A 16,253-nucleotide genomic window follows, 5' to 3' on the forward strand; every position below is an offset into this window, starting at 1 on the left:
GGTACGACAGTGGTGGCCTCACCTTAGAGGCTCCGGCCCCGCTCCCGGCGGGCGGCCGGAGCCAGCCGGGCCTCAGTCGGTGCTCTCGTCGCTCCGCGGGACGCTGGCGAAGCGCACGTCGTCGACGCGCCGGGCGGCCTGGCGCAGCTGCGCCGCCGCGTCGGGGCTGACCGGGAGGGCGTCCAGGACGGCCGTCCAGCGGCGCCGCTCGGTCTCGACGAGGTCGCCGAGGCGGTACTCCAGCGTGTCGCGGGCCCGGGCGACCAAGTCGGCGGTCGGCGCGGGTCCGAACACCGCGTCGAGCAGGCTGCGCCCGGCCGCGGACGACGGCTGGGTCGAGGCCTGGTCGAGCGCCGAGACCATCAGGGCGACGGACAGCCCCTGCACGCCGTAGGCGAGGAACCGGGCGGTGCGCTGGCCCGAGCCCTCCAGGCGGACCAGCTCCGTGACGTCCTGCTGCCAGTCGCGCACCGCCCGCTCAGCGGTACGACGGAGCTCGCGCCCGGCCCGCTCGAGCCCGGCGGAGCCGGCCAGGACGCCCGCGCCGGCGGGCTTCTCGCGCCAGGTGGCGGCGAGCGCGGCGGCGGTCGTCTCGGCGCGCTCGAGGATGAGATTCTCGAGGCCGGACTCGACGGCGACCATCACCCGCTCGGCCTGCTGGGGCTTGCCCTTGACCGCGTTGACGACGCGCTCGCGCAGCCAGCCGACCTTGTCCTCGAGGCTGCGCAGCAGCTCGCCGGTGCCGACGAAGTCCTCCCAGCGGGCCAGGACCTCGCCCTGGAGCAGGGTGCCGTCGCCCGAGCCGGCGACGAGCGCGGCCCCGGCCTCGTCGTACGCCGTGGCGACGTCGGCGCGCAGCACGTCGAGCTCGGTCACCTGGGCGGCGACCGCGTCGGCGACCGGGTGGGCGCGGCGGGTGATCGCGCGGATCGAGCCCTCCAGCGTCTGGCGGACGACGCCGTCGCGGGCGCTCGTGTCGACGGCCAGCGAGGCCAGCCAGGCGCGGACCTCGGCGACGTGGCGACGCGGGAGCAGCCCGTCCTGGTCGATCGGCCCCTCGTGGACGATGAACAGCGGCGAGTCCTTCAGGCCGCGGCTGGCCAGCATCCGGGCCAGGTGGGTCGAGACCGTCTGGACGGCGTCGGCGGCCGTGCGGTCGAGCACGATCGCCACGGCGGCCGAGCGCTGCGCGGCTGCTTTGAGGTGCTCCCACGGGACCTGGTCGGCGTAGCGCGCGGCGGAGGTGACGAAGAGCCACATGTCGGCGGCGGCGAGCAGCTGGGCGGCCAGCACCCGGTTGGGCTCCTCGACGGAGTCCACGTCAGGGGCGTCGAGGATCGCCAGGCCGGCCGGCACGGTCTCGGCGGCGACCAGCTGGAGCGCGTCGTGGTCGTTGGTGGGGTGGTCGACGCGGCGCAGGTCGGGCAGCAGCCGGTCCTGGCCGAACCAGGCGGCGTCGTCGGGGTGGTGCACCAGGACGGGCGAGCGGGTGGTCGGCCGGAGCAGACCGGGCTCGGTCACCCGGCGTCCGACCAGCGAGTTGACCAGGGTGGACTTGCCGGCGCCCGTGGAGCCACCGACCACGACCAGCAGCGGCGCCTCGACGGTCATCACCCGCGGGATGACGTAGTCCTCCAGCTGGTCGACCAGCTCCGCCCGCGACCCACGCTGCTCGTCGGCCCCGGGAGCGTCGAGCGGCAGCTCGGCGGCCTGCAGCGCGCCGCGCAGCCGGACCAGTGCGGTCAGCATCTGCGCGCCGCTGCCCGCGGTCTCCTGGGAAGCTGTCATCGGGTGGGTACCACCTGTCCGGGAAAGGCGATGAACGGGCGAACGGCCCCGATCCTCGCGACGTAGTCCTGTCCGCGGGCCGCGAAGTCGGGCGGCGGGGTGCCGCGCAGGAAGCGATGGTGCAGGAAGCCGAGCTCGATGGCCGCCTGCTGGTAGTCCCGCATCGCCCGCTCCGCGGCCGGTCCGGCGGCCTGCCGGGCGTGCGCCCGCGCGAGCCGACGCGCCTGCAGGTCGACCACCCAGCCGATGTCGGTGCCGGGGATCAGCCCGCGGCGGGCGGCGTCGTCCAGGGCCACCGCCAGCATCCGGCGCTCGGAGCGGCGGGCCCAGACGGCCAGCCAGGCGAGGCCTCCGAGCGCGGGGATCATCAGCACGACGTACACGAGGGCGAAGCTGCCGAAGCCGAAGATCGTGGCGCCGTTCCAGAGTCCGTGGGTGAGCACGGCGACGGCGTACCCGCCCAGCGGGGCCAGCAGGCGTACGGCGCCGCTGCGCGACGTGACCGCCACGCCGACGCCGATGCCGATGAACGTGGTGAACAGCGGGTGGGCGAACGGGCTGAACAGGCAGCGCACGACGAAGGTCGCGGTCAGCGCCTCGGTGCCGCCCGGGCCGGTGCCGTCGGTGCCGTTGTAGGCGGCGGCGAGGTAGAGGATGTTCTCGGTGAACGCGAAGCCGATGCCGACCATGCCGGCGTAGACGATGCCGTCGAGGATCCCGTCGAGCTCGGCCCGGCGCCACCACAGCAGGAGGACCAGGAAGGCACCCTTGCTGAGCTCCTCGGTCACGGGCGCGACCACGGCCAGGCTCGCGTCCTCGCTGAACCCGGCCACCAGGCCGCCGACGCCCTGGATCAGGATGGCCGCGGCGGTGGCGACGAAGCCGCCCCACAGCAGCCCCATCAGCAGCAGCGCCCGCGGCTCGGGCTCGTAGCGGTCGAGCCAGAGGTAGCAGCACACCAGCGGGACGACGGGCAGCGCGGCCAGCGCGGTCGCGAGCAGCAGGGTGCGCGGAGCGCCGGACAGCGCGATCACCAGGAGCATCACGGCGGCGCCACCGATCACCAGCACGGTCACGAGGACCGTGAAGGCGACGCTGTCTCGACGGGCTCCTGGCACGGGCGCAGCCTATCGTCGGGCGTCCTGACCTGCGGGATCCCCGGCGTACAGTGGCGAAGGTGAGCGATCAGACCACCCCGGAATCAGCCGAGCCGAAGACCGAGTCGCACGACCCGGCGGTCCCCGAGGCCTACTCCGCGTTCATGCGCACCGGCTGGGGCGACCGCGAGCTCGACCTCCCGCGTCAGCCCGTCGCCGACCGGGCCGCGGAGCGTCGGCAGCGGCTGGCCGAGGTCTTCCCCGGCGAGCGGCTGGTGCTGCCCGCCGGCACCTTCAAGGTCCGGTCCAACGACACCGACTACCGCTTCCGCTCCGACACCGCCCACACCTACTTCTCCGGCAACCAGACCACCGACGCGGTGCTGGTGCTGACCGACGGCGAGGCGGTGCTCTACGCCCGCCCGCGCTCGTCCCGCGAGACCGACGAGTTCTTCCGCGACCGGCAGTACGGCGAGCTGTGGGCCGGCCGGCGGCCCTCGGCCCGCGAGCTCTCCGACTCCCTCGGCATCGAGGTGCGTCACGTCGACCGGCTGGCCGACGACCTCGGCCGCAACTCCCCCGCCAAGACCCGGGTGCACCGCGGCGTGTCGGCCCACGTCGACCGCCTCGTCTCCGCCGACGGCGCCCTCGACGACGACCTCGCCCGCGTGGCCTCGGAGATGCGGCTCGTCAAGGACGACTGGGAGGTGGAGCAGCTCCAGGAGGCCTGCGACATCACCGCCCTCGGCTTCGAGGACAGCGTCCGCGAGTGGCCCCAGGTCCAGCAGTACGGCGAGCGCTGGATCGAGGGCACGTTCTTCCGGCGGGCCCGCGCGATGGGCAACGACATCGGCTACGACTCCATCGTCGGCGGCGGCTCACACGCGACGACGCTGCACTGGATCGAGAACTCCGGCCCGATCACCCCCGGCGAGCTGGTCCTGCTCGACATGGGCGTCGAGGGCCACCAGCTCTACACCGCCGACGTCACCCGGACCCTGCCGGTCGACGGCACCTTCACCCCCGTCCAGCGCGACCTCTACGACCTGGTCCACGCCGCCCAGCAGGCCGGCATCGACGCGGTGCGCCCCGGCGTACCGTTCACCGACATCCACCAGGCGTCGATGACCGTGCTCGCGCACGGGCTGGAGGGGATGGGCCTGCTGCCGGTGCCGGCCGAGCAGGCGCTCGACCCCGACGACCGCACGTACGCCCGGTGGACGCTGCACGGCACCAGCCACATGCTCGGCATGGACGTCCACGACTGCGGGCACGCGTCGACCGAGGCCTACACCAAGGGCACGCTGGCGGCCGGCATGGTGCTGACCGTCGAGCCCGGCCTGTACTTCCAGGAGGACGACCTGCTCGTCCCGGCCGAGCTGCGCGGCACCGGCATCCGCATCGAGGACGACGTCCTCGTCACCGCCGAGGGCAACCGCAACCTCTCGGCGTCGCTCCCCCGGAGCTCCGCGGACGTCGAGGAGTGGATGGGCCGCCACCTCGGCTGATACCCCCGGGGGCAGGGAGCGGAGAGCGCCTCCACCTCTACGATCACCCGCAGGGTGGGGGCCTAACGCGATCCGGGGGACGCATGTCAGCGACCGTGTACGACGAGCGCCGTGACGACGAGCGGCACGGCCAGCACGGCGAGCTGCTGACCCGCACCGTCGAGCTGCTCTCCACGGCCGACTCGCTCGAGCGGGTCACCGAGGTCGTGACCGCCGCGATCCGCACCGTGATGGACGCGGACGGCGCGTCCGTGGTGCTCCGTGAGGACAGCACGTGCTTCTACGCCGACGAGAACGCCGTCAGCCCGCTGTGGAAGGGCAGCCGCTTCCCGCTCGACTCGTGCGTGAGCGGTTGGGCGATGCTCCACCGGCAGAGCGTCCAGATCTCCGACATCTACGTCGACCCGCGGGTCCCGCACGACGCCTACCGGCCCACCTTCGTGAAGAGCCTGGCCATGGCGCCGATCCGCAGTGCCTCCCCCATCGGCGTCCTGGGCGCCTACTGGTCGGTCGAGCACACCGCGTCGCCGGCGCAGGTCCGGCTGCTGGAGGTGCTGGCCAACAGCGCGGCGGTGGCGCTCGAGAACCTCGAGCTGCGCAGCGCCGTCGTACGACGGAGCGCGGAGCGCGACTCGGCCGCCGCCCGGGCCGACGAGCTGGAGGCGGCGGTGCAGACCATCGCCCACGACCTGCGCAGCCCCCTCGGTGCGATCCTCGGGTACGCCGAGCTCCTGGAGGACTCGCTGTCCCCCGCGGACCGCGAGGCCCTCGGCTTCGCCCAGACGATCGCGGGCGCCGGTCAGCGGATGGCCGAGCAGATCGACCGGATGCTGGCGATCTACCGGATCACCAACCGGCCGATCGAGCCGGCGCCGGTCGACCTGTCCGAGATCGGCCGCGACGTGGCCCGCTCCCTCGAGCCGACGGTCGCCGACCGCGACGTCGAGATCCGGGTCGAAGACGGGCTGCACGCCGTCGCGGACCCGGTGCTGGCCCACATGGTGCTGGAGAACCTCATCGGGAACGCCGTGAAGTACACCGGCCGCACGCCGTCCGCGCGGATCTCGCTGGAGCGCGCCCCCGTCGACAAGATCGGCGAGCCGGACCCGCTGACGACCTTCGTGGTCCGCGACAACGGCGACGGGTTCCCGCCCGACCGGGCCGACCGGCTGTTCCGGCCGATGAGCCGGCTGCACACCGAGGGCGAGTTCCCCGGCACCGGCCTGGGCCTGGCCTCGGTGGCCCGCATCGTCGAGCTGCACGGTGGCCGGATCCGCGCCGAGGGCGAGAAGTCGGTGGGCGCCGCCTTCTACTTCTCGCTCCCCGGCGCGGGCTGAGCCCTCGTGTCCTAGGACACCGTCACCTTCACCGGCGTGGCCGCCGAGTCGGCGTGGCCGACGAGGCCGACCAGCCGCACCGTGTACGTCGTGGTCACCTTGGGCGACACCTTCAGCGTGAAGGTGCCGTTCGCGGTGGTGGTCACCTTGACCGTGCCCGCCGCGCCCGTGGTCGGCGCGACGGCGACCGTCAGGGTCCCGCGGGCCGGCTCGGTGACCCCCTGGTAGGTGCGGGTCAGGGTGCCGGTGATGACCGACGGCTTCGCCACGCCGACGGTCGCCGGGCTGGCCGTCGGCGTCGACAGCGCCGTCGTCCAGGTCCCCGCCGTGACGTCGTCGACCACGTCGGTCGCCGCCGGGAGGCCCGCGACGCCCGCGAAGGCGACCGACAGCTCGCCGCTCTGCTTCAGGACCACCGGGATGCTGTAGGAACCGTTGGCCGTCGTACGCCCGGTGCCGACCTGGGTGGTCTTGCCGGCCGTGGTGACCCGCACCGAGACCGTGGCGCCGGAGACCCCGACCGCCGAGCCGGTCGCCTTGGTCAGCGTGCCGGTGACGGCGACGGTCTGGCCGTGGCCGACGTCGGTCTTGTCGACCGCTCCGGCGAGGGCCGTGGTCGGGACCTTCACGTCCAGGTCGCCCAGCGTGACGGCGCTGCCCGTCCAGGACTTGGTGGTCGCGAGGGCCACCTTGAGGGTGCCGTTGACGAGCGGCTTCGTGGCCAGGCTGAACGTGCCGTTGGCCGTGGTCTTGGCCGACCCGAGCGAGGTCACCTTGGTGACGGTCTTGCCCTTGACGACGCTGGTCGTGGTCGCGGTGATCGGCAGCGAGACCCCCGAGAGCGGGACGTCGACGCCGGCCACGTCACGGGTGAGCGTGCCGGACACGGTCACCGCGTCGCCGTACCAGGGCGCGAGGGTGGACGCGGTCGCCGTGAGCTCCGGGGTGCAGACCGCGACCGCGGCGCTCTTGGTCACCGCGGAGGCGGCGGCGTACACCTTGGTGGCCTTGGTCGCGGCCGAGAACGAGGTGGCGGCGAGCATCGCGTGGCTGGACGTGGCGACGCCGTCGTCCTTGCTGGCCGCGAGGGTCGTCGTGGTCGTCTTGGAGCCGGTCGTCTTCGCCAGGATCGGTGCCAGGCCCTTGATCGGCTGGCCGGTGGCGGTGTCGGTGAGGGTGACGGTCACCGGGGTGGTGGCCCCGGTGCAGGCCGAGGCGGTCCCGCCGCTGGCGCTGCTCTGACCGTCGACCTTCAGCACGGCGGTGACGGGGCGGGCCGTGTTCGTGGCGAAGGTCAGCGGGCTGCTGACGACCTTCTTCGCGCCGGTCGAGTCGACCAGCGTGGCGGTGACCAGCGTGTTGGTGACGACCGCGGCGCTGCAGGTCACGTCGGACTGCACGGCCGTCGGCGTCGAGAAGGTGCAGTCGGCCCGCGCGGCCTTCCAGGCCACCGAGGCCAGGGTGCGACCGGTCGGCAGCGACGGGGTCACCGTCACCTGGGTGGACAGACCCGGGACCGCCGGGTTGTTCACGCCGATGGTCGCGCCGAGGACCGACGGCGTGCCGCTGCTCCCGCCGCCGGTGCCGTTGCCGCCACCGATGAGGAAGCGCGAGTCCGCGACGTTCCAGTGGGTGTCGAGCCAGGAGCCCGGGTCGGGGTAGGTCGAGAAGTAGTCGTCGGCGTTGCAGTCGAGCAGGTACTCGCGGTTGGTCGGGCAGACCTGCTTCATCGCGAAGCCGCCGCCGTCGGCGTAGCACATGGTGTCCGACTCGTCCCAGCAGTGGCCGTTGCGGGTGCCGTGCGGCGCGGTCTTCATGACCGACCCGAAGGTGTGCACCAGCTCGTGCGCCTCGACCGAGTGGTCGTAGTCGTTGTTGCCGAGGCCCCAGCAGGGCGAGTCGGTCCGGGTGTACTGCGGGTAGGAGCCGTTGTTGGGGTTGCCCTGCCCGTCGGTGTCGTACGGGTAGGTCACCGCGATGCCGCAGATCCCCTTGCCGGAGGTGTCGGTCCACATCATGTACTTGCGGGCCGGGTTGTCGTACCCGAGCGCCTTCACGGCGTTGATGGTCGCGTTGAAGTTGACCATCGAACCGGCCGGGACGGTCACGTTGAGGACCTTGGCGACGCAGCCGCCGCCCCCGGCCTCGGTGACGTAGCGGACGTGGCGCACGCCGCCGGTCAGCGCCGCCGAGCGGTTGACGACGTCGTCGATGCCGGCCGCCCAGACCTGCATGGTCGACTTCAGCGACGCGAACCGGTTGGTCGCGTTCGCCTCGACGACGTACATCGCCTGGGTGCGGTAGCCGCTGGTACCGTCGCCGTCGCAGGTGACGTCGGGGCTGGCGACCTGGGCCGCCGGGGTCGACGGGACGCCGAGCTCCTGGGCGACCTCGTGGGCGCCGGGGCCGGCGCCGGGCCGGGCCCGCAGGACGCTGGTCGCGACTGGTTTCGTGATGTCCACGCCGCGTGGCGCGACGTCGGCGTGCGCGCAGGAGGTCAGGCCTCCGGGCTGGCGGAACACCTCGGTCCCGTCGGGGCAGAGGGGGGCGGGCGGGTCGGGGACGAGGGCCAGGGTGCCGACGAACGACAGCGCGCCGAGGACCAGCGCGCCCGCGAGGGCGGCGGCGGTACGGCGTCGAGGGGTCGGGGCAGCGGCGGCAGTGGGGGATGCCATGGATCACTGATCGGCCGGCGCTCCCCCGACTCGAGGCGCCGGCCCGCTCGGTCTAGACGACCTGGTCGGCGGCGCGCCCGGACCACGCACGCCGGGGGTCGGACGCGTCGGGGACGCAGTCCCCTAGGCTCTACGGCACCACGCCTCCGTAGCTCAGCTGGATAGAGCAGCGGCCTTCTAATCCGCCGGTCGCAGGTTCGAGTCCTGCCGGGGGCGCCAGACAGTTGGTGCAGGCCAGCGACCCGCCGCCGCGGCGGGCTTGGCCGGCCGGATGAGGAGATGGGTCCAGCAGTTCCGGCTGGGGTCCTCAGACGGATCTCCCGGCCGGAGCACTAGCTCGGACGTTCGTCGTGGCACAGGTCTCGGCAGGAGCATCTGCGCATCGGGGCGATCGACTGGCCGCAGCGTGTCGGCAGGTGGGGACCTAGGCCAGCACTGAAGAGTGCTCTCCGCCACCAGGGCGGGTCGTGGCGGCAGGCATGTCCGCAGCTCCTACAGTTGTTCAAGGTCGAGCCCGAGCACGACTCATCTCCGTGAGTCATGGCCGCAAGGGTGCTCCTCGACCGAGGAGGAGCATGCCTGGTCACGCGGTGATCTCGGACACCGTGAGCGTGATTCGCCCGAACGGATGAAACGTGCCAACGCGGGCCGTCGATATCCTGGGTCAAACAAGTTGAAGGTCTAACGACCGTTGATCGGTGCCGAGGATCCTCCTGGCATTGACGCGAGGAGACGAACCGATGGTCGACGTGCCAAACATCGAGAACCCGTTCGACCGGTACGCCCGGATCGTCCGCAACGCCGTCGGGGTGCCGGTTGCCCTGGTCACCGTCCTCGAGTCCGCACACCAGGTGTTCCTGGGCGGGGCGAAGCAACTGCCGGAGCCCTACTGCACCACCGGGACCAGCCCGCTCACGCACTCGTTCTGCCAGCACGTCGTTCAGGGTGGTCGCAGTCTGGTCGTCGACGACGCCCGCGAGGACCCCGAGCTCCGATCCAACGGCGCGATCCGCGACATGGGAGTCGTCGCCTACCTCGGCTGGCCACTCATGGACGAGCGCGGCGTCGTCGTCGGGTCACTGTGCGCGATCGACCACGAGCCGCGGGAGTGGACCTCGGCAGAGATCCTCATGATGCGCGACCTGGCAGCCTGCTGCTCGGCCGAGCTCGACGTCCGGATGCGCGAAGCAAGCCTGTGACGTCGCTGGGGCTCCGGCAGGACGTGTCGTAACCCGGTCTTTCACCCCTCGTGGCCCTAGTGGACACGTGTCCACCGAACTATTCTCGGGGCGACGCGTGCTTCATGGGGCGCCTGCGGGTGGGCGCGCAGCCGTGGAGGGGTTGCCCGCCCGGGCGACCTTCGGGCGCCCGAAGGTCGCGTCTCCTGCGGTCCCGGGTAGGCACACCTCCCCGTGTGTCCAGCTCGGGACCGCAGACCCTCCTCCGGGGACCGCCGACGGCTCGGTGGTCGCAGTGACGCGTGACGACGTCGATCGCCGCCCGACGGATGTCGGCGCGCGCCGACACCCGACCTCGCCTCCCTGAGACACCAGACGCTTATTCTTACTGACTTGGTTAACTTAATGATGTGACTCAACAACTCCACCTCGCCGTCGCCCTGGACGGGGCCGGCTGGCACCCCGCGGCCTGGCGCGAGGACGACGCGCGACCGACCGAGCTGCTGCGGGCGCCGTACTGGGCCGACCTGGTCCGCGAGGCCGAGGCCGGGCTGCTCGACCTGGTGACGATCGAGGACTCGCTGGCGATCCAGACCGAGTCCTACAGCGGGTACGACGACCGCACCGACCGGGTCCGCGGCCGGCTCGACGCGGTGCTGATCGCGGCCCGGGTGGCGCCGCTGACCCGGTACGTCGGTCTGGTCCCGACCGTCGTGGCGACGCACACCGAGCCGTTCCACGTCTCGAAGGCGATCGCCACGCTCGACCACGTCAGCGGCGGGCGGGCCGGCGTACGGGTGCAGGCTTCGGGACGAGCGCACGAGAATCGGCTGGTCGGGCGGCGGGAGCTGCCCGGCACCGACGACCTGCTGGACGAGGTCGCCGACCACGTGGAGGTGCAGCGCCGACTCTGGGACAGCTGGGAGGACGGCGCCGAGATCCGCGACGTCGCGACCGGACGGTTCATCGACCGCGAGCGACTGCATTACGCCGACTTCGAGGGCCGGTGGTTCTCGGTGCGGGGCCCGTCCATCACGCCCCGGCCACCGCAGGGCCAGCCGCTCGTGGTGGTGCTCGCCCACGAGGTACGGCCGGTCCGGATCGCCGCGCGTGCGGCCGACGTGGTGCTCGTGACCCCGCACTCCGGCGAGGACGCCCGCTCCGAGGTCGAGCGGGTCCGCGAGGTCGAGGCCGCGGTCGGCCGGGCGGAGCCGCTGCTCGTGCTCGGCGAGCTCCTGGTGGTCCTCGGCGACACCGAGGCCGAGGCCGCCGACCGGCTGGCCCGCCTCGACGAGCGGGCGGGCGGACCGCTGAGCAGCGACGCGGAGGTCTTCGTCGGCACCGCCACGTCGCTCGCCGACCTGCTGCAGGCCCGCGCCGAGGCCGGTCTGGCCGGTTTCCGGCTGCGGCCCGCCACGCTGCCCGGCGACCTGCGCCGGATCACCCGCGACCTGGTCCCCGAGCTGCAGCGGCGCAGCGCGTTCCGGACGTCGTACGACGGGGGCGGCCTGCGCGAGCGGCTCGGCCTGGCCCGACCCGACAACCGCTACGCCCCGACGGGAGCCCGCCGATGAGCCGCCCGCGCAAGCAGATCCACCTGGCCGCCCACTTCCCGGGCGTCAACAACACCACGGTGTGGAGCGACCCGCGCGCGGGAAGCCACATCGACTTCGGCTCGTTCGTGCACCTGGCCCAGACCGCGGAGCGCGCGAAGTTCGACTTCTTCTTCCTGGCCGAGGGGCTGCGGCTGCGCGAGCAGCACGGGCGGATCTACGACCTCGACGTGGTGGGTCGCCCCGACACCTTCACGGTGCTGGCCGCCCTCGCCGCCGTGACCGAGCACCTCGGGCTGGCCGGCACGATCAGCTCGACGTTCAACGAGCCGGTCGAGGTGGCCCGGCAGTTCGCCAGCCTCGACCACCTGTCCGAGGGCCGGGCCGCCTGGAACGTCGTGACCTCCTGGGACGCCTTCACCGGCGAGAACTTCCGCCGCGGCGGCTACCTCGCGCAGGTGGACCGCTACGAGCGGGCGCGCACCTTCCTGGAGACCGCCCACGAGCTGTTCGAGTCCTGGGCCGGCGACGAGGTCGTGGCCGACCGAGCGTCCGGCGAGTTCCTCGGCCGCGCCGACGTGGGCACGTTCGCCCACCGCGACCGTCACTTCGACATCGAGGGCCGCTTCAGCGTCCCCCGCAGCCCGCAGGGCCGGCCGGTGATCTTCCAGGCCGGCGACTCCGAGGAGGGGCGCGCGTTCGCGGCCAGCAGCGCGGACGCCATCTTCAGCCGGCACGCGACCCGCGAGGCGGGACAGGCGTTCTACCGGGACGTCAAGGGGCGGCTGGCGTCGTACGGCCGAGGGCCGGAGGACCTACTGATCCTGCCGGCGGCGACGTTCGTGCTGGGCGACACCGCCCCGGAGGCCGAGGAGATCGCCCACGAGGTGCGGCACCGGCAGGTCAGCGGGCCGACCGCGATCAAGCTCCTCGAGCAGGTCTGGAACCGCGACTTGTCGTCGTACGACCCGGACGGGCCGCTGCCCGAGGTGGACCCCGATCCCCGCGAGCACACGGTCGCCCAGGGCCGAGCCAGCGTCCGGATGCACCGCGACCCGCTCGCGACCGCCCGCGAGTGGCGGGCCCGGGCCGAGGCCGGCGGGCTGTCGATCCGCCGGCTGATGGTCGAGGTCAGCGCGCGGCAGGCGTTCGTCGGCACGCCCCAGCAGGTCGCCGACGAGATCGACGAGCTGGTGCAGACCGACGCGAGCGACGGGTTCATCCTGGTCCCGCACCTGACCCCGACCGGGCTCGACGAGTTCGCCGACCGCGTCGTACCGCTGCTGCAGGAGCGCGGGTCGTTCCGCACCGAGTACACCGGTACGACGCTCCGCGAGAACCTCGGCCTCCCCGCCCTGCGAACGGCCGCGTCGTGACCGCCCCGCGCGTCCCGCTGGGCGTCCTCGACCTGGTGCCGATCAGCTCCGGGTCGACGCCGGGCGAGGCGATCCGGCGCTCGCTCGACCTGGCCCGGCAGGCCGAGCGGCTCGGCTACGCGCGCTACTGGTTCGCCGAGCACCACCTCAACCCCGGCGTCGCCGGCACCTCCCCGGCTGTCCTGCTGGCCATGGCCGCCGAGGCCACCTCGACGATCCGCCTCGGGTCGGGCGCGGTGCTGCTCGGCCACCGGACCGCGCTGTCCACCGTCGAGGAGTTCGGCCTCCTGGACGCGCTGCACCCCGGCCGCTTCGACCTCGGCCTGGGCCGCTCGAGCCGCCCGTCGAGCACCGTGTTCCCCGAGCCCCCACCCGAGGCGGTCACCCCGGTCGTCGACGGTCACGCCCCCAACGGGCTGCGGGTCCCCGCGAAGTTCTCGCCGACCGGTCTGCTCGACAGCCCGCGCTTCGCGCTGCAGCGGGCGCTGCTGCAGCAGCCGGGCGCCGAGTCGCAGGACTACACCGAGCAGGTCGGCGACATCCTCGCGCTGCTCGCCGGCACCTACCGCGACGCGGCCGGCACCGAGGCCCACGTCGTCCCCGGCGAGGGCGCCGACCTGGAGGTCTGGATCCTCGGCAGCAGCGGCGGCGAGAGCGCGCACGTCGCCGGCCAGCGGTCCCTGCCCTTCGCGGCCAACTACCACGTCAGCCCGGGCGCCGTCCTGGAGGCGGCCGACGGCTACCGCGCCGCCTTCCGTCCCTCCGAGCAGCGCCCGCGCCCGCACCTCGCGGTCTCCGCCGACGCCGTGGTCGCCGAGACCGCGGCCGAGGCGGCCGAGCTCGCCACCGGCTACCGGCACTGGGTCCGCAGCATCCGCTCCGGCGAGGGCGCGATCGCCTTCCCCACTCCCGACGAGGCCCGCGCCCTCCCCTGGCCCGACGACGCCGACGAGCTGGTCGGCGACCGGCTGGAGACCCAGGTCGTGGGCGACCCGTCGTACGTCGTCGCGCGGCTGGAGCAGCTGCAGGAGGCGACCGGTGCCGACGAGCTCGTGATCACCACCGTGACGCACCGCCACGAGGACCGGGTCCGCTCCTACGAGCTCCTCGCCCGGGCGTGGTCGGCGACCGGCTGACCGCCCTGGGACGATGACGCGCGTGGACACCCTGCGCTCGGTCGCCCTGTTCGTCGCCGCGGCCCTGACCGAGATCGGCGGTGCCTGGCTGATCTGGCAGGGCGTCCGCGAGCACAAGGGCTGGGCCTGGATCGGCGCCGGCGTCGTGCTGCTCGGCGTCTACGGCTTCGTCGCCACCCTGCAGCCGGACGCGAACTTCGGGCGGATCCTCGCGGCGTACGGCGGGGTCTTCGTCGCCGGCTCGCTGGCCTGGGGCATGGTCGTCGACGGCTTCCGCCCGGACCGGTACGACGTCGCCGGCGCGCTGGTCTGCCTGGCCGGCGTCGCGGTCATCATGTACGCCCCGCGTGGCGCCTGACCGGACGACATACCCATGGGGGTGTGACGCGAGCCGCCCTTCTCGGGGATACTCGTCTCGGCTCGTGGACTCCCGTGGGGGGAGAAGACCTGGGCTAGGCGCCCGCGGACCACTCCTTGGTCTGCGGGCGCCGCCGATTTCGGCCCCTCGACACCGCACGTCGGCTCACCGGGTTTCGAGACGGTTGCTGCGCAACCTCCTCAACCACCGAAGCCGACACCGCTGCGCAACCTCCTCAACCACCGGAGCCGACACCACCGGTGGTTGAGGAGGGACGAAGTCCCGTCTCGAAACCCGGCAAGCCGCCCAGGGGCGCCGGCCGAGGTCGACCCGGTCCAGACAAGGACCATCAACTCCAGTTGCTCAGTACACTTACGCAGGTGACCCGGAGCCCTCGCCCCGACTTCCTCGTGATCGGCGCCCCGAAGGCCGGGACGACGGCGCTGCACTCCGCGCTGCGACAGCACCCGGAGGTGTTCACGACGACGCCGAAGGAGCCGAAGTACTTCCTCTGCGACGACGCGCCGCCGCCGGACTGGCGGGGTCCGGGTGACCGGCACTCGCAGCAGGAGTGGATCTGGCGCTGGGACCAGTACGAGCGGCTCTTCGAGCTCGCGGGATCGCAGCAGCAGCGCGGCGAGAGCACGCCGTTCTACCTGTGGAGCCGCAGCGCCCACCAGCGGATCGCGGAACGACTGCCGGACGTCCGGCTCATCGCGGTGGTCCGCGACCCCATCGACCGCGCCTACAGCAACTGGATGCACCTGTGGTGCGACGGGCTCGAGCCGGTGGGCGACTTCGAGGAGGCCTTCGCCCGCCAGCAGGAGCGGATGGCCGCCGGCTGGGCGCCGTTCTGGCGCTACGCCGGTCTCGGCCGGTACGGCGAGCAGCTGCAGCACCTCTACCGCTACGTCGATCGCGAGCGCGTGCTGGTGATGCGCTACCGCGAGCTCGTCGACGACCCGCAGGCGGCCGTCGACAAGGCGTGCACCTTCCTCGGGATCACGCCCGGCCTGGTCGAGGAGATCCCCCGCGACAACTCCCGGGCGTACGTCGAGCCCGGGTGGCGCCCGCAGGTCTTCGGGCCGGTGGTGCGGGTCGGCGCCAAGCTGGGCCAGTTCGTCCCGCCGGAGATCTGGCGGCGGGCCAGCGTCCCCCTGATCGCGCAGCTCAGCGGGGGCGGCGAGGCGCACCGGCCCAAGCTCGCGGCCGAGGCCCGCGAGCGGCTGATCCCGCACTTCGCCGACGACATCGCGCTGCTCGCCGAGCTGACCGGCGAGAGCTTCGACGAGTGGTTGTCGAGCGAGAGCCGGGGGTCGTTCCTGGAGCGGAAGAGGCTCAGCGACTCCCTCAGCGAACCAGCGTGACCAGGTCGTGCGCGCCGTCGGGCCGCGCGGCCTCGACGTAGAAGCGGGTGCGCCCGTCGGGCAGCGGCACCGCGGCGGCGTAGCGGAACGCCCCGTCGGAGTGCGGCGAGACGATCGTGCCCACGCCGTCGTCGGGGACCAGCCGGGCACCGTCCCAGCGCGCCAGACCGGTGGTCTCGAACCAGTTGGACGCCGCGTCGGCGCGGCCGTCGTAGAGCACGGTCAGCGGGTCGTGGGCCACGACCGCGGTGACCCGCGCACCACGCGCGTCCCAGGCGCCGGGGCGACCGGCGAGCACCTCGCCGTGGTCGGTCCAGGCGAGCCCGTCGGGGCTGGTGAGGTGGCGGGTGGTCATCCGGTCCTCGTGGCCGACGTCCTCCAGCGGGTGGCAGCACAGCCACATGTCCCAGCCGCCGCCCGCGGCCGGCTCGATGACGGGGTCCTTGACCGCGACCCGGTCGTCGCCGGCCAGCACCGCGGCCCGCTCACCGGTCGGCAGGCCCTCGACGGTGGCGGCGGTGACGCTGTCGACCCACCAGTGCTTCGACCCCGGGGTCGCGCACGAGAGGTAGAGCCGCCAGCCCACGCCCGGCACCGGCACCAGGACCGGCCGCTCGAAGGACTCGGCCCCGAACTCCTCGCGGCTCACCTCGGCGACCACCTCGAAGGTCTCGCCGTCGAGCGACCGCGCCACCTGCACGGCGACGCCGCGGCCGTCGGTCAGCGGCCGCCGGACCCGCCAGGTCAGCCAGAACACCCCGTCGACCAGGACCGCGCTCGCGGCGCCCGCCCAGTTGCCGGGACCGGCGTCCGGAGCGGGTACGACGACGCGGACGTCGTCGTACGACGGGATCGGCACGGCCTGGACGGTCATGGCCCC

12 protein-coding genes and 1 tRNA gene are annotated in these 16,253 nt (G+C 73.2%); 9 read left to right on the top strand and 4 right to left on the bottom strand.

Annotation, left to right across the window (positions count from 1 at the left end):
* Nucleotides 1-72: 72 nt before the first annotated feature.
* Nucleotides 73-1,788 carry a GTPase family protein gene (locus BLT76_RS14990; RefSeq protein WP_244509419.1) on the bottom strand — a complete coding sequence of 572 codons (1,716 nt, stop codon included), beginning with the start codon at nucleotides 1,786-1,788 and terminating at the stop codon, nucleotides 73-75.
* Nucleotides 1,785-2,906 (bottom strand): PrsW family intramembrane metalloprotease, encoded by a 1,122-nt coding sequence (locus BLT76_RS14995; RefSeq protein WP_244509420.1) that lies wholly within the window; start codon nucleotides 2,904-2,906, stop codon nucleotides 1,785-1,787. Before BLT76_RS14995 ends, BLT76_RS14990 begins: the two co-directional genes overlap by 4 nt.
* A 59-nt stretch (nucleotides 2,907-2,965) precedes the next feature.
* Between BLT76_RS14995 and BLT76_RS15000 the strand changes: the two genes are divergently transcribed.
* Together BLT76_RS15000 and BLT76_RS15005 are read left to right on the top strand one after the other, a co-directional pair.
* Complete coding sequence (locus tag BLT76_RS15000; protein ID WP_244509421.1) at nucleotides 2,966-4,393, top strand: aminopeptidase P family protein; 1,428 nt, start codon at nucleotides 2,966-2,968, stop codon at nucleotides 4,391-4,393.
* An 83-nt stretch (nucleotides 4,394-4,476) separates the two neighbouring features.
* Nucleotides 4,477-5,730 carry a sensor histidine kinase gene (locus BLT76_RS15005; RefSeq protein ID WP_090857677.1) on the top strand — a complete coding sequence of 418 codons (1,254 nt, stop codon included), beginning with the start codon at nucleotides 4,477-4,479 and terminating at the stop codon, nucleotides 5,728-5,730.
* A gap of 11 nt (nucleotides 5,731-5,741) precedes the next feature.
* Here BLT76_RS15005 and BLT76_RS15010 read toward each other — a convergent pair whose 3' ends face one another.
* Nucleotides 5,742-8,405: an autotransporter outer membrane beta-barrel domain-containing protein gene (locus BLT76_RS15010; RefSeq protein WP_090857680.1), complete on the bottom strand. Its 2,664-nt coding sequence runs from the start codon at nucleotides 8,403-8,405 to the stop codon at nucleotides 5,742-5,744.
* A gap of 142 nt (nucleotides 8,406-8,547) precedes the next feature.
* On the opposite strand from BLT76_RS15010, the gene BLT76_RS15015 reads away from it, so the two are divergent.
* From BLT76_RS15015 to BLT76_RS15045, 7 genes are all read left to right on the top strand, one after another.
* A tRNA-Arg gene (locus tag BLT76_RS15015) sits at nucleotides 8,548-8,624 on the top strand.
* A gap of 521 nt (nucleotides 8,625-9,145) precedes the next feature.
* Nucleotides 9,146-9,604: a GAF domain-containing protein gene (locus BLT76_RS15020; RefSeq protein ID WP_090857683.1), complete on the top strand. Its 459-nt coding sequence runs from the start codon at nucleotides 9,146-9,148 to the stop codon at nucleotides 9,602-9,604.
* A gap of 389 nt (nucleotides 9,605-9,993) precedes the next feature.
* The gene (locus BLT76_RS15025) at nucleotides 9,994-11,157 is read left to right on the top strand and encodes an LLM class flavin-dependent oxidoreductase (protein ID WP_090857686.1); all 1,164 of its coding nucleotides are present in this window, start codon (nucleotides 9,994-9,996) and stop codon (nucleotides 11,155-11,157) included.
* Nucleotides 11,154-12,512 carry an NtaA/DmoA family FMN-dependent monooxygenase gene (locus BLT76_RS15030; protein WP_090857689.1) on the top strand — a complete coding sequence of 453 codons (1,359 nt, stop codon included), beginning with the start codon at nucleotides 11,154-11,156 and terminating at the stop codon, nucleotides 12,510-12,512. Before BLT76_RS15025 ends, BLT76_RS15030 begins: the two co-directional genes overlap by 4 nt.
* Nucleotides 12,509-13,648, top strand: a complete 1,140-nt coding sequence (locus tag BLT76_RS15035; protein ID WP_090857692.1) for an LLM class flavin-dependent oxidoreductase — start codon at nucleotides 12,509-12,511, stop codon at nucleotides 13,646-13,648. Before BLT76_RS15030 ends, BLT76_RS15035 begins: the two co-directional genes overlap by 4 nt.
* A gap of 13 nt (nucleotides 13,649-13,661) precedes the next feature.
* Nucleotides 13,662-14,006, top strand: a complete 345-nt coding sequence (locus tag BLT76_RS15040; protein WP_218856249.1) for a YnfA family protein — start codon at nucleotides 13,662-13,664, stop codon at nucleotides 14,004-14,006.
* A 380-nt stretch (nucleotides 14,007-14,386) separates the two neighbouring features.
* On the top strand, nucleotides 14,387-15,373 hold the full coding sequence (locus tag BLT76_RS15045; RefSeq protein ID WP_244509422.1) for a sulfotransferase family protein: 987 nt from the start codon (nucleotides 14,387-14,389) through the stop codon (nucleotides 15,371-15,373).
* Here BLT76_RS15045 and BLT76_RS15050 read toward each other — a convergent pair.
* Nucleotides 15,357-16,247, bottom strand: coding sequence for a hypothetical protein (locus BLT76_RS15050; protein WP_090857701.1), 891 nt, complete (start codon nucleotides 16,245-16,247; stop codon nucleotides 15,357-15,359). The genes BLT76_RS15045 and BLT76_RS15050 overlap by 17 nt on opposite strands.
* Between the last annotated feature and the right edge of the window lie 6 nt (nucleotides 16,248-16,253).

This window comes from Nocardioides lianchengensis (genome assembly GCF_900101465.1).
GTDB classification, from domain to species: Bacteria; Actinomycetota; Actinomycetes; order Propionibacteriales; family Nocardioidaceae; genus Nocardioides; species Nocardioides lianchengensis.

Bases quoted from the DNA above. Each gene is read 5' to 3' on its own strand.
- BLT76_RS15040 (WP_218856249.1), top strand. From the start codon at position 13,662: ATGACGCGCGTGGACACCCTGCGCTCGGTCGCCCTGTTCGTCGCCGCG.
- BLT76_RS15005 (WP_090857677.1), top strand. From the start codon at position 4,477: ATGTCAGCGACCGTGTACGACGAGCGCCGTGACGACGAGCGGCACGGC.
- BLT76_RS15030 (WP_090857689.1), top strand. From the start codon at position 11,154: ATGAGCCGCCCGCGCAAGCAGATCCACCTGGCCGCCCACTTCCCGGGC.
- BLT76_RS15010 (WP_090857680.1), bottom strand. From the start codon at position 8,405: ATGGCATCCCCCACTGCCGCCGCTGCCCCGACCCCTCGACGCCGTACC.
- BLT76_RS15050 (WP_090857701.1), bottom strand. From the start codon at position 16,247: ATGACCGTCCAGGCCGTGCCGATCCCGTCGTACGACGACGTCCGCGTC.
- BLT76_RS14990 (WP_244509419.1), bottom strand. From the start codon at position 1,788: ATGACAGCTTCCCAGGAGACCGCGGGCAGCGGCGCGCAGATGCTGACC.
- BLT76_RS15020 (WP_090857683.1), top strand. From the start codon at position 9,146: ATGGTCGACGTGCCAAACATCGAGAACCCGTTCGACCGGTACGCCCGG.